We start from the raw sequence: 13,009 nt of genomic DNA on the forward strand, positions 1-13,009 counted from the left end.
GGGAAGCGATGGCCATCACGGACGAGCGGTTCGCCGAGCAGGAGGCGAGCGTCGCGGGCATCACGGCGCCCTCCAGGCTGCGGGTGGTCGCGGGACGTTTCTTCGGCTCCTTCCAGGGCCGTGTCGGGTTCGCCCTTCTGGCGCTGCTGTTCCTGCTGGCCTTCGCCGGGCCGTACGCCGGCCGGTGGGGTTACACCGACAAGGACTTCATGGCCTTCCTGCAGCCGCCCTCGGGCGAGCACTGGTGGGGCACGCTGCAGACCGGCGCCGACGTGTACGCGGTCACGCTGCGCGGCATGCAGAAGTCGCTCATCGTCGGGCTGCTGGCCGCCGTGGTCGGCACGACCCTGGCCGCCGTGGTCGGCGCCTTCGCCGGATACTTCCCCGGCTGGGCCGACCGTGCGCTGACCTGGCTGACCGACCTGCTGCTCGTGCTTCCGGCCTTCCTGATCCTGGCGATCATGTCGCCGTTGTTCGCGGGAGGCCAGTGGCCGCTGTTCGTGCTGCTGCTGGCGATGTTCCTCTGGATGGTCACCTCGAAGATCGTCCGGAGCATGACCGTCTCGCTCAAGGAGCGGGAGTTCATCCAGGCCGCCAGGTACATGGGCGTCCCGCCGGCGAGGATCATCTTCCGGCACATCATCCCGAACATGTCCTCGCTGCTGGTGGTGGACGCGACGCTGAACGTCAGCACCGCGATCCTCACCGAGACCTCCCTGTCCTACTTCGGCTTCGGCATCCAGCCCCCCGACGTCTCGCTGGGAGGCCTCATCGCCGACGGCGCGCAGACGGCCGTCTACGCCCCGTGGACGTTCTGGTTCTGCGCCGGGCTGTTGATCGTCACCGTGCTCGCGGTGAACCTGGTCGGCGACTCCCTGCGCGACGCCTTCGACCCCGCGACCAGAAAACCCGCGACAGGAAAAGGAGCACGGTGAGCGAACGCGAAGAGCGCCGGGTGGGGGTCTTCCCCGTGGGAAGGTTCCCCCTCTCGCAGTTCCACGGCCTCATGGCCAGGCAGGAGAGAGGGGGGCGTCACCGGCGTCGCGCCCTTCCTGTGCCCGCGGCGCCCACCGGCCCGGTTCTTGAGGTGACCGACCTCGACGTCACCTTCGGCACGGGGGCGGGCGCGGTGCACGCCGTACGGGGGGTCGGCTACTCGGTCAACCCGGGGGAGGTGCTCGGCATCGTCGGCGAGTCGGGGTCGGGGAAGTCTGTCGCCTCGCTGGCCGTGATGGGCCTGCTGCCGCCACAGGCCCGTGTCACCGGCTCGGTACGGCTGCTCGGCAGGGAGATACTCGGCGCCACGGAGAAGACGCTCACCGCCTTTCGCGGCAAGGCCATCTCCATGGTCTTCCAGGACCCGCTGTCGGCCCTGACGCCCGTCTACCGTGTGGGCGACCAGGTGGCCGAGGCCGTACGGATCCACCAGCGGGTCTCCAGGCAGCAGGCGGCCAGGCGGGCCGTCGAACTGCTCGACCTGGTCGGCATCCCCAACGCCGCGCAGCGCGCCAGGGCCTTCCCGCACGAGTTCTCCGGGGGCATGCGCCAGCGCGCGGTGATCGCGATGGCGATCGCGAACGACCCGGACGTGATCATCTGCGACGAGCCGACGACCGCCCTCGACGTCACCATCCAGGCCCAGGTGCTCGAAGTGCTCAAACGGGCGCAGCGGGAGACCGGGGCGGCGATCGTCATGATCACGCACGACCTCGGAGTCGTCGCCGGGTTCGCCGACAGGGTCATGGTCATGTACGCCGGGCGACCCGTCGAGGTCGGCTCCGTCGACGACGTCTACTACAGCTCACGCATGCCGTACACCATGGGGCTGCTGGGGTCGGTTCCCCGGCTCGACGAGGGCGGGGACCAGCCCCTGGTGCCCATCGCGGGCAGTCCGCCCTCGCCCGCCGCGCTGCCGCCGGGCTGCCCGTTCGAGCCACGCTGCCCGATCGCGGTGCCCGTGTGCGCCGAGGCGGAGCCCGCGCTCGGCGAGGCCGGCGCGCCGGACCACCTGGCGGCCTGCGTCCGCGCGGGAGAGATCGAGGCCGAGGGCTGGTCGCCCGCCGAGGTCTACCGGGTCGCGGAGCCCAAGGCCCGGCCCGAGGAAACGGCCGTCGCGGTACGGCCCCGCGGCGAACGCGAGGTGGTGCTGGCGGTCGACGGGCTGACCAGGCACTATCCCCTGCTGAGAGGGGCGCTCTTCCGGCGCAGGGTCGGCACGGTGCACGCCGTCGACGGCATCAGCTTCGACATCAGGCAGGGCGAGACGCTGGGCCTGGTCGGTGAGTCGGGTTGCGGCAAGACGACCACCCTGATGGAGATCCTGGAGCTGGCCAGGCCGCAGCGCGGCGCGATCGTGGTGCTGGGACACGACACCTCGGCCCTCGGCGCCCGCGAGCGGATGGCCGTCAGACGCGACATGCAGGTCGTCTTCCAGGACCCGCTGGCCTCGCTCGACCCCAGGATGACCGTCTACGACATCATCGCCGAGCCGTTGCGGGCGCACGGCGTCAAAGACCCCGGCCCGAGGATCCAGGAGCTCCTCGGCCTGGTAGGGCTGGACCCCGGTCACGCCGGGCGCTACCCGCAGGACTTCTCCGGCGGCCAGCGCCAGCGGATCGGCATCGCCAGGGCGCTCGCCCTGGAGCCCAGGCTGGTGGTGTTGGACGAGCCGGTCTCCGCCCTCGACGTCTCCATCCAGGCGGGCGTGGTCAACCTGCTGGAGAGCCTGAAGCGGCGCCTGGGGCTGTCCTATCTGTTCGTCGCGCACGACCTGGCCGTGGTCCGGCACATCGCCGACCGGATCGCGGTCATGTATCTCGGCAGGATCGCCGAGATAGGCCGGGTCGGCGCGGTCTACGACGCCCCGATGCACCCCTACACCCAGGCGCTGCTCTCGGCGGTCCCGCTGCCCGACCCGCGCAGGGAACGTTCCAGGAGGCGAGTCCTGCTGGAGGGCGACCTGCCGAGCCCGGCGGAACCTCCCTCCGGGTGCCGCTTCCGTACCCGCTGCCCCTTGTTCAGGACCCTCGACGAGACCGGCCAGAGCCGATGCGTGAACGAGGAGCCCCAGGTCCGGCCGGTCGGCGAGGACCACGGCGTCTCCTGTCACTTCGCCGAGAAGGTCGAAGTCGTATAACCCTGGAGGAACTGTGACAGCAATCCGGCGTGTGGGCGTGTGCGCCACCGCGCTGACCATGGCGGGCTCGCTGGCCCTCACCGGCTGCGGGGGCCAGGGGGGAGCCAGGGGAGGCGGTCCGAGCAGCGACGGCGACGAACGCGGGACCACGATCAAGGCCTACGACATCAACCCGCTTCCCCGCGACAGGGTCAGGGACGGGGGCCTGCTCCGGGTGGGCATCAACGAGTATCCGGCCAACTGGAACCTCAACCACGTCGACGGCAATCTGGCCATGGTCAAGAAGGTCGTCGACGCGCTCATGCCCTCGGCGTTCCGCTCCAACGAGAAGGGCGAGATCTCGGCGAACACCGACTACCTGCTGGCCGGGAAGGTCACCGAGACCAAGCCGAGGCAGGTCGTCACGCTGACCCTCAACCCGCGCGCCAGGTGGTCGGACGGAACCCCCATCACCTGGGAGGACTACCGGGCCCAGTGGCGGGCGATGAACGGCTCGAACCTCGACTACCGGGTTTCGAGCACCACCGGCTACCGCGACGTCGAGGACGTGGCCAAGGGCAGGAACGACCACGAGGTGGTCGTCACCTTCGCCAAGCCGTTCGGTGACTGGCAGTCCCTGTTCGGCCCGCTCTACCCGAAGAGCACGAACGCGACCGCGGAGACCTTCAACACGGCCTGGCTGAACCGCGTCCCGGTCACCGCGGGGCCGTTCAGGTTCGTCTCGTTCGACCAGACGGCCAAGACCATCACGATCGCCAGGGACGAGCGCTGGTGGGGACAGCGGGCCAAGCTCGACAGGATCATCTACCGGGCTCTGGAGAACGACGCCCTGATCGGCGCCTTCAGCAACGGTGAGCTGGACACCTTCGACATGGGGCCGTCCGCGCCCGACTACGCGCGGGCCAAGAGCAGCCAGGGAGCCATCGTCCGTCAGGCGGCGGGGCCCGACTTCCGGCACTTCACGCTGAACGGCGAGAGCGCGGTGCTGTCCGACGTCAACGTCCGCAGGGCCGTGGCGATGGGCATCAACCGCCAGGCCATCGCCCAGTCCGACCTGCAGGGGCTCGACTGGCCCATCGTGCTGCTGAACAACCACTTCTTCATGAACACCCAGGAGGGCTACCGCGACAACGCGGGCGAGGTCGGTGTCTACGACCCCGAACGGGCCAGGCGGCTGCTGGACGCCGCGGGCTGGCGGCTGTCCGGCCAGACCCGCGTGAAGGACGGCCGCGAGCTGAACCTGCGCTTCGTCATGCCCTCCGGCCTGCAGGTGACCAAGTCCGAGGCCGAGATCACCCAGAGCATGCTGGCCCAGATCGGCGTCAAGGTCACCCTTCAGGCGGTGCCCAGCGACGACTACTTCACCAAGTACATCATCCCCGGCAACTACGACATCACCGCGTTCGCCTACATGGGCACGCCGTTCCCGGTCTTCAGCGCCTACGGCCAGTACGTCAACGCCGTCCGCGACGCGAAGGGCCAGCCCCAGTGGAACGCCAACCTCGGCCGCATCGGCTCTGCGGAGATCGACGCCGCGATGAACAAGGCGACCGGAGACCTGGGGGACGCCCAGGCCATCGCGGACACCAACGCCGCGGACAAACTGATCTGGGACGCGGTCAACGTGGTGACGCTCTACCAGCGCCCGCAGAACGTGGCGGTCAACAAGAACATCGCCAACTACGGGGCTCGCGGCTTCTACGATCTGAAGTACCAGGACATCGGTTTCGTCAGATAGGGGGCCCGGGCGGGATTCTGTCGGGGGGAGACGATAGAAGTCTTTCCATGGTTCTCTCCACGACCTGGCCCCAGGTGCTCGCATGGCGGCTGAGACGGCAGTTCGTCGACCCGGCCTCGGGGCCGGACGCGGTGTCCGTCGTCCGCCGCCTGGCGGGGGTGCAGGCCCAGGTGGCCTCCTCCGCCGAGCTCGCCGTCGCCGTACGGCGCGCGGACCCGCGTCCCGGTGAGGTCGGCGAGGCCCTGTGGCTGGACCGCACGCTGGTCAAGACCTGGACGGCGCGCGGCACCCTGCACCTGGTCCCCTCCGACGAACTGCCCGCCTACACCGCGGTCCTCGGCTCCTTCCGCAACTGGGAGAAGGCGTCGTGGCAGCGCGGTCACGGGGTCACCGCCGATGAGGTCACGGCCATCCTGGAGGCGGTCCCCAAGGCGCTCGAAGGACATGTGCTGACCCGCGACGAGCTGGTCGAGGCCGTCATCGAGGTCACCGGCGACGCCCACCTGAGACAGGCCCTCACCTCGGGCTGGGGGGCGCTGCTCAAACCGCTGAGCTTCCTCGGCGAGCTGTGCTACGGTCCGCCGCGCGAGGGCCGCGTGACCTTCGTCAGCCCCCGCGACTGGGTGCCCGGCGGGCCTTCGGCGCCGCTCTCCCGCGACGAGGGCGGCGTCCGCCTGGTCAGGTCCTTCCTCGGCGCCCACGGCCCGGGAACCCCGGAAACCTTCAACGTCTGGCTCTACCGGGGCGTCGCCCCGAAGACCGTGCTGCGGGGCTGGTTCCGCGATCTCGCGCCGGAGCTGGCGGAGATCGAGGTGGACGGCCACCCCATGGTCGTGCTCGCCGAGCACCTCGACGACCTGATGGCGACCGCGCCCGCGACCGGCGTCCACCTGCTGCCGGGCTTCGACCAGTACATCCTCGGTGCTCCCCGCGATCTCGAACCCCTTCTGCCGGCGGAGGCGAAGGCCAAGGTCAGCCGGGCCGCCGGGTGGATCTCCCCGGTTGTGGTTCACCAGGGCAGGGTCACCGGGGTCTGGCAGGCCAAGGACGGCGTCATCGATCTCGACCTGTTCGAGGAGGCCCCCGCCGCCGCCCTGGCCCAGGAGATCGAGCGGGTCGCCGCCCTGCTGAGATGACTCCTCACAGGGGAGGCAGGCGCTCCAGGAGGAAGCGCACCCGGTCTCCGGGGCGGAGCTGGGCCGCGACGGGCAGACAGGCCGAGGTGAGCACGGCGATCACCGGATACCCCCCGGTCGGGGGGTGGTCGGCCAGGAAGACGATCGGCAGGCCGTCCGGCGGCACCTGGACGGCCCCGGTGACCACCCCTTCACTGGGCAGCTCCCCGGGGCGGGCCCGCGGCAGCGGTGCGCCGCCGCCCAGCCGTACGCCGACCCGGTTGCTGTCCTGGCTCACCACGTACGGCTGCGCGCACAGCGCCCGCAGGGCGCCGGGGGCGAACCAGTCGTCCCTGGGCCCGGCGACGACCCGCAGGACCTCCCGGGACGCGGCGGAGGACGAGACGGGAGGTGCGGCGTCCACGGTGAGGGCGGGCAGGTGCCCGGCCGGCCCGACCGGCAGCCTGTCGCCGACGCCGAGCGGGGCGGGGCCGAGACCGGACAGGGAGTCCGTCGAGCGGCTGCCCAGCACCATGGGCGTGTCGAGCCCGCCCCGGACCGCGACGTAGGTCCGCAGCCCGGCCCGGGGAAACGCCACCCGCAGCTCACCGAGCGGCGGAACCCAGAACGGCGCCAGCATCGCCGGCCTGACCGTCGTGCCGTCCACGACGACCTCCAGCGGGCAGTCGGCCCCGGCGACCGAGACCCACGCCCCGGCGGTGAAGCGGAGCCGGGCGCCGCCGAAGGTCAGCTCGATCCCGGCCGCTCCCTCCGGATTGCCCACCAGACGGTTGGCCAGACGCAGGCTCGGCGCGTCCGCCGCCCCTGAGCACGGCACACCGAGATGAGCGTGGCCCGGACGGCCGAGATCCTGCACGGTGGCGTACGGCCCCGCCGCGATGACCTCGATCATGACGCGGTGACGGCCTCGAACCTGACCCGGGTCCCCGGCGTGAGCAGGGCGGGCGGGTCGGCGTTCACGTCCCACACCACCACGGCGGAACGGCCGAGCAGCCGCCAGCCGCCCGGAGAGGCCGAGGGATAGACCGCCGAGTACGGCCCCGCCACCGCGACGGACCCGGCGGGCACCGAGGTCCGCGGTGTGGTGAGCCTGGGCACGTGCAACACGGGGTCGAGCCCGGTGAGGTAGGCGAACCCGGGGGCGAACCCCAGCCAGCCGACGACGAGCTCCCGCCCGGTGTGCCGTTCGACGACCTCGGCGGGGGAGAGCCCGGCCAGGGCGGCGACCTCCTCCAGATCGGCCCCGTCGTAGATCACGGGGACCGTCACGGCGCGTGCGTCCGGGAGGTCCCTGTCGGCCTGCCCGGCGGAGGCCGTACCGAGCAGGCGGGACAGCTCGGGCAGCAGCCGGGACGGATCGGCGCCGGGCGCGCTCACCAGGACGGTCTCCGGGCCGGGAACGATCTCGGCGACGCCGGGCAGGCGCCGGGCCCGCAGCAGGGCGTCGAGGCGGTGTGAGGCCTCAAGCGACCCGGTCTCGACCAGCAGCGCGTGCTCTCCGGCCCTGCGGATCACCCCGGGCCGCCCGCTCACCCGAACGCCCGCAGGGTGACCCCCGCCGCGGCCAGGGCGTCACGTACGGCCCGTGCCAGCGCCACCGCGCCGGGGGTGTCGCCGTGCACGCAGATCGACCTGGCGCCGACCGCGACCTCCGAACCGTCGACGGCGGTGACCGTCCCCCTGGTGGCCATCCGCACGGCCCTGGCCGCGACCTCGCCGGGATCGTGCAGCACCGCGCCGGGGGCACGCCGGGAAACCAGGGTTCCCTCAGGGGTGTAGGCGCGGTCGGCGAAGGCCTCGGTGACCGTGACCACCCCCTCCCGGGCGGCGATCTCGTGGACCACGGAACCGGGCAGGCTGAGCAGGGGCAGTCGTTCGTCATGGTCGGCGACGGCCGCGACGACGGCCTCCGCCTGCTCGCGGTCACGGCAGATCCGGTTGTAGAGCGCGCCGTGCGGCTTGACGTAGGAGACCCGCCCGCCCATGGCCCTGGCGATGCCGTCGACCGCGGAAAGCTGGTAGAGCACCTCGGCGCACAGCTCCTCGGGATCCACGTCCATCTCGCGGCGCCCGAACCCGGCCAGGTCACGGTAGGAGACCTGGGCGCCGATGAGCACCCCCCGGTCCACCGCGGCGGCACAGGTGCGGCGGATGGTCAGCGGGTCGCCCGCGTGGAACCCGCAGGCGATGTTCGCGCTGGTCACCACGTCGAGCAGGGCCGTGTCGTCACCGAGCCGCCAGACACCGAAACCCTCTCCGAGGTCGGCGTTGAGGTCGATCACCATGGCTCACCTACACCGGAGGCTCGTCGGGAATGTCAGCGATGTCGTCGAGGGCGATGGAGAGTTCCTCCGGGTCGTCGCCGATCCGCTCGGCGATCTCGATCAGCACGTGCAGCACGTCGTGCCGGTCGTGACCCAGGTCGAGCAGCCGCTGGGCGGCCTCCCACAGCTGCGGGGGATCGCCCTCCCAGAGCCTGCCTGCGATCTCCTCGTGCCAGGCCAGGTGTTCGTCGTAGTCGGGCCGGTCGAGTTCGCCCGCGTGGTCGATGCCCAGCAGGATCCTGCGGTCCGCCTCGTCGGAGGGGTTGAGCAGGTCGAGCTTGATCTCACCGTGCGTGCCCTGCAGGAACGGGAAGGCGAAGACCCTGCGGGCCAGCGCGGACAGGTCGCCGTCGGGCAGCAGCCGTTCGAGCAGGTCGCGGTCGAGCCCGAAGGTGGTCGGGTCACGGTAGGCCTCGGCGAACCTGGCCGTGGCCTCCCAGATGCCGTCGAGCGTGGCGCGCAGCCCCCGGTCGGCCAGCCCGCTGCGCCGCGCCGCGAACCGAGCCCACGCCCCCAGCACGTACGGCACGGCCTCCTGCTCGGCCGGGGTGAGCAGGACCTTGCGCGGCAGCCAGTCGAGCAGGAACGTCTGGCACTTGGTGGGACTGACCCGCAGCGGCCTGCCGAAGTCCTGGTCACAGCCGTAGTCGATGATGTGGTCGGCGCATCGCGAGGCCGCCGACGGGTCGGAAAGGTGCTCGGCGGCGTCGGAGGAGAGGAACTCCGCCGCCAGCATCGCCCTGCGGTCGCGGCTGTAGGGGGCCTCGCTGTGCAGCGGGGCGGGCCGCTTACGGCCCGGCGGCAGTGCCTTGATCCGGGCGCGGGCGAAGGCGTGGTAGGCGCTGTAGCTGTCGCTGACCGGGAGGTTCGCCCTGCGGTCGCCGTACTCGGCGGTGGCCTTCATGGCCGATTCGAGCAGCGCCCTGGCCTGCTGCGGCTCGATCTCCTCGAACCTCAGCATGGGGTTGGCCCCGGCCTCGGTCCTGGCCTGGTCGAGCAGTTTGTCCACGTGGGAGGAGACCCAGGCGTCGCGGGCGATGCCCCGCATGTTGTAGTCGACGACCATGACCAGCGCGTGGCGGTCCTCGTCGTTGTCCGCGCCCCGGTAGCCGAAGGTGCACACCACCGTGTCCTGGTCGCCGTAGGCGTCGCGGGAGACGTAGCAGCCGGTCGGTTTGACGACGCCGAGACGCTCGGCCCAGCGTGGTTTGGCCACGCCGCGTTCGATGAGCGCCAGGGCGGCGCCCTCCGCCTTCGCGGCCTGACGGGCGGTGCCGAGGTAGGCCAGAGCGATCAGCAGGGTCAGCGCGGCGGGGGAGCCCGCCTTGGCGGCGTAGTCGACCAGCCCTTCGCCGAGGACCTGCTCGGCGTCCCCGCCCCGCAGGCGACGCCCCCACCAGGCCCCGACCATGTCGGAGACCATGAGCTCGGCGTCCAGCGGACTGCGCACCGCCAGCAGTTCCCTGGAGGCGAGCAGCATCTCGGCGAACACCTCGTCCGGGGACTGGTTCTCTCTCGGGTGCCGCCGGTGCCGCCGGTTCAAGCCGCCCCCTCCGTCGGCGGCATGGGACCGGTGCAGTGCCGACCGGCTCGCTCGCCCTGCTCGCTCACGTCCCAACCTTCTCGCGTCCCCGGGCCGAACGGCGCGTGGAAGACGGCCCGATGATCCCGATGTTACCGGGGACTCCGCGGTGGCGGCGCTGAGTTGACGAGGGCGAGCAGATGCTCGCGGGCGACGCGTTCGACCACCTCGGGTGTGGCCTCGATGCCGAGGTGCTCGGCGCGGGCTCGGGCGTCGGCCACGCGGCGGTCCACGGTGCCCGGCGGGACGGTGGGGAACTCGGCGGCGAGACCCGCGCTCACCCGGTCGCGGGACGCGCGCGGGCCGTCAAGGCCTGTGGCGAGAGCGGGCATGGCGTCGCCTTCCTCCGGCTTCTCCGGAAGGTGATCCCCAGGTGGACGACGGGGACGTGCGTTCCCATTCCACAACGTATCGCCTGGGTGTCAACCCTCCTGAGACCGTGTTGGCCGATGTTTGCGAGGAAGAGGTGCGAGGTGAGGCGTGCCTTGACTGGATTTGTCGACTGGGGAGTAAACCACTGTCCCCGAAGGGGGAGCCAAATCGGGAATGAGTCAGTAGCCTGATCTTCCCTGGGACGCTCGCGGAGACGAGGTGGGCAGTTGTCGGGACGGTCCGGCTTGATCCTGCTAGGGTCCTGGCCGCAAACGTTTGAACGCGCCGGAGGCGACCGCCCCGGTGTTTCGGGAGGGCGGTGGGAGCGACATCGGGCCCCGGCCGACGCCGGCCCTTCGGAGCGGGTGACCGCGCCGCGCGCGGAACGCTCCCGGGCCGTCTCGTCCGTGGCCGTCCATGGGCAGGGCCCACCGGACGCGCCGACCGCATCATGGGCGGGGCTTCCGTCCGCCCCCGCCCATCGCCGATGATGTACTGCAGGATCCGGTCCCCCGGAGCTGCGCTACGCCAATTCGCAAGTTTGGAGATGTGCCTCGTGGGAGACCCTGGCACGCGACGGAGGTGCCGACCATGAGCGCCGAAACCTCCGTGCCCCGTCCCCGGAAGTCGGGTGTGGACATCTCGGACTCCGGCCTGCTGCAGGGCCTGCTGTCGCAGTCGCCGTTCGCCTTCGCGTTCTTTGACCCCGAGGGGCGTTTCCACCGGGTCGACGAGGTCTTCGCCGATGTGGTCGGCCTGCCCGCCGAGCGCCTGGTCGGCCGGACGCCCGGCGAGATGCTCTCCGCCGACCTGACCGCGTTGATCGAGGGGTCGGTCCGGGCCATCGCGGAGGGCGCGGAGGTCGAGGGGGACCAGCGCATCCGGGTCAGGACGGCGGACGGGGAGACCCACCACTGGTCTCTGACGTTCTCGCCCGTCCATGACGACGAGGGGACGCTCAGGGCGGTCTGCCTGGTCGGGGTGAACATCACCGAGAGCCGTCAGGTCGAGGAGGACCTGCGGCGCAGCGAGGAGCGCTACCGCTCGCTCGTCGAGGCGCAGTCCCAGCTCGTGTGGATCACCGCCCCGACGGGGGTCGTGCTTGAGGACGCCCCGCAGTGGCGGGCCATCACCGGTCAGGGGCTTGAGGAGTACCTCGCCCACGGCTGGCTCGACGCCGTCCACCCCGACGACCGCCAGTACACCGAGGAGGCGTGGCACGAGGCCCTCCGCGGCCGGACCATGTTCGAGTGGAGCTACCGGGCCCGCACCAGGGCCAGCGGCTACCGTCACTTCGAGGTGCGCGCCGTCCCGATCATCCGGCACGGACGGGTGGTCGAGTGGGTCGGCGCGAACACCGACGTCACTCCGCAGCGCGAGGCCGAGGAGATGCGCGGCAGGCTCACCGACCAGCTCGGCGCCGCCGCGCTGCGTACGGCCAGGCTGCAGGGCGCCACGGCCATACTCGCCGAGGCGCTGACCGTCGAGCAGGTCGTCCAGGTCATCATCGACGTGGGCCGTACGGCGCTGGCGGCCGATCGCTCGGCCGTGGCGCTGCTCGACGTCGAGCGGGCCGCGCTGAAGCTGGTCAACAACGGCGGCATCCCCGACATCCCCGGCGCGCCGGGCGAGGAGATCCCGCTGGCGCACTCCAGCGTGATGACCATGGCGGTCAACAGCCGTCGCCCGGTCTTCGCCGAGTCGCCCGAGAGCCTGCGCGCCCAACTCGTCGACGCCGGGGCCGACGAGGAGGCCATCGGCGACTTCCTGGCCCACAGTGACGAGCGGGCCTGGGTCGGCCTGCCGCTGCTGGCCGCGGGGCGTGCCCTCGGCGCGCTGCGTTTCTCGTTCACCAGGCCTCAGAAGATATCCCAGGAGGACGGGGTCTTCCTTGAGGCGCTCGCGGGGCAGTGTGCCCTGGCCGTCGAGCGGGCGACGCTCTTCGAGCGTGAGCACCGTACCGCCGAGACGCTGCAGCGCAGCCTGCTGCCCGACCGCCTGCCGGTGGTCCGGGGCCTGGTGCTGGCCCAGCGCTTCCGCTCGGGAAGCCGTCACGTGCAGGTCGGCGGCGACTGGTACGACGCGTTCGTCCTACAGGACGGCAGGGTCGCCGCGGTGGTCGGCGACGTCATGGGCAAGGGCGTCAAGGCGGCCGCGGGCATGGGCCGCATCCGCAACGCCATGCGGGCGCTGGCGCTGACCAACCCACCGCCCGCGGCGGTTCTCACGGGTCTGGACAGGGTCTTCGAGGCGACCGAGGAGGAAGAGCAGGTCACCACCCTGGCCTACATGGTCGTGGAACCCGGGACCGGTGAGGGCACTCTGGCCCTGGCGGGGCATCCACCGCCCCTGCTGGTCTCCCCGCAGGGCGTGCCCCTGCTGTGTGAGGGCGAGCCGGGAACGCCTCTCGGCTGGCCGACGAGCCGTAGGCAGTTCCGGTTCTGCGTGCCGCCGGGACACACCGCGGTCCTGTATTCAGACGGTCTCGTGGAGAATCGTAAGCGAGGTCTGGACGCCGGGCTCGCCGATCTTTGCTCTGTTGTGACCGAAGCGCCGCCGGAAGTTGTTGGAAGTCCGCATATGTTGCTTGATTTCCTTGTTGACCGGATGCTGTCTGGGTATGAACAGGATGATGACGTCACGGTGCTCGCGATTCATGTCCCCCTGGCCACGAAGAGTGACTGAATGAAACAGTCATAACGGTTGCTTTCGGGTATCGGT

The 13,009-nt window shown here is 71.2% G+C and carries 10 protein-coding genes; 5 read left to right on the forward strand and 5 right to left on the reverse strand.

The features are described from left to right. Window positions 1-8 precede the first annotated feature (8 nt). From ABZ463_RS32115 to ABZ463_RS32130, 4 genes are all read left to right on the forward strand, one after another. On the forward strand, window positions 9-935 hold the full coding sequence (locus ABZ463_RS32115; RefSeq protein WP_362781785.1) for an ABC transporter permease: 927 nt from the start codon (window positions 9-11) through the stop codon (window positions 933-935). A 71-nt stretch (window positions 936-1,006) separates the two neighbouring features. Next, window positions 1,007-3,136 (forward strand): ABC transporter ATP-binding protein, encoded by a 2,130-nt coding sequence (locus tag ABZ463_RS32120; RefSeq protein ID WP_352015941.1) that lies wholly within the window; start codon window positions 1,007-1,009, stop codon window positions 3,134-3,136. A gap of 13 nt (window positions 3,137-3,149) precedes the next feature. Then, window positions 3,150-4,874, forward strand: a complete 1,725-nt coding sequence (locus tag ABZ463_RS32125) for an ABC transporter family substrate-binding protein (protein WP_352015887.1) — start codon at window positions 3,150-3,152, stop codon at window positions 4,872-4,874. A gap of 47 nt (window positions 4,875-4,921) precedes the next feature. Beyond that, a complete protein-coding gene (locus ABZ463_RS32130) occupies window positions 4,922-6,010 on the forward strand; it encodes a winged helix DNA-binding domain-containing protein (protein ID WP_362781789.1) in 1,089 nt (362 codons plus the stop codon). Between the two features lie 4 nt (window positions 6,011-6,014). Here the strand turns inward: ABZ463_RS32130 and ABZ463_RS32135 are convergent, their stop codons facing one another. The 5 genes from ABZ463_RS32135 to ABZ463_RS32155 form a co-directional block, all read right to left on the reverse strand. Next, window positions 6,015-6,902 (reverse strand): biotin-dependent carboxyltransferase family protein, encoded by an 888-nt coding sequence (locus tag ABZ463_RS32135; protein WP_352015885.1) that lies wholly within the window; start codon window positions 6,900-6,902, stop codon window positions 6,015-6,017. Beyond that, window positions 6,899-7,543 (reverse strand): allophanate hydrolase subunit 1, encoded by a 645-nt coding sequence (locus ABZ463_RS32140; RefSeq protein ID WP_352015884.1) that lies wholly within the window; start codon window positions 7,541-7,543, stop codon window positions 6,899-6,901. Before ABZ463_RS32140 ends, ABZ463_RS32135 begins: the two co-directional genes overlap by 4 nt. Then, entirely contained in the window at window positions 7,540-8,295 is a 756-nt protein-coding gene (locus tag ABZ463_RS32145) for a 5-oxoprolinase subunit PxpA (RefSeq protein ID WP_362781793.1), read from the reverse strand. The genes ABZ463_RS32140 and ABZ463_RS32145 overlap by 4 nt, the downstream gene beginning before the upstream one ends. Before the next feature lie 7 nt (window positions 8,296-8,302). Further along, window positions 8,303-9,814, reverse strand: a complete 1,512-nt coding sequence (locus tag ABZ463_RS32150; RefSeq protein WP_352015940.1) for a hypothetical protein — start codon at window positions 9,812-9,814, stop codon at window positions 8,303-8,305. Between the two features lie 194 nt (window positions 9,815-10,008). Then, window positions 10,009-10,248: a hypothetical protein gene (locus tag ABZ463_RS32155; protein WP_352015882.1), complete on the reverse strand. Its 240-nt coding sequence runs from the start codon at window positions 10,246-10,248 to the stop codon at window positions 10,009-10,011. A 631-nt stretch (window positions 10,249-10,879) separates the two neighbouring features. Between ABZ463_RS32155 and ABZ463_RS32160 the strand changes: the two genes are divergently transcribed. Further along, window positions 10,880-12,973 carry a SpoIIE family protein phosphatase gene (locus ABZ463_RS32160; protein ID WP_352015881.1) on the forward strand — a complete coding sequence of 698 codons (2,094 nt, stop codon included), beginning with the start codon at window positions 10,880-10,882 and terminating at the stop codon, window positions 12,971-12,973. The last annotated feature ends 36 nt before the right edge of the window (window positions 12,974-13,009 follow it).

The sequence above is a fragment of the Streptosporangium sp. NPDC020145 genome, assembly GCF_040631275.1.
Lineage (GTDB): Bacteria > Actinomycetota > Actinomycetes > Streptosporangiales > Streptosporangiaceae > Streptosporangium.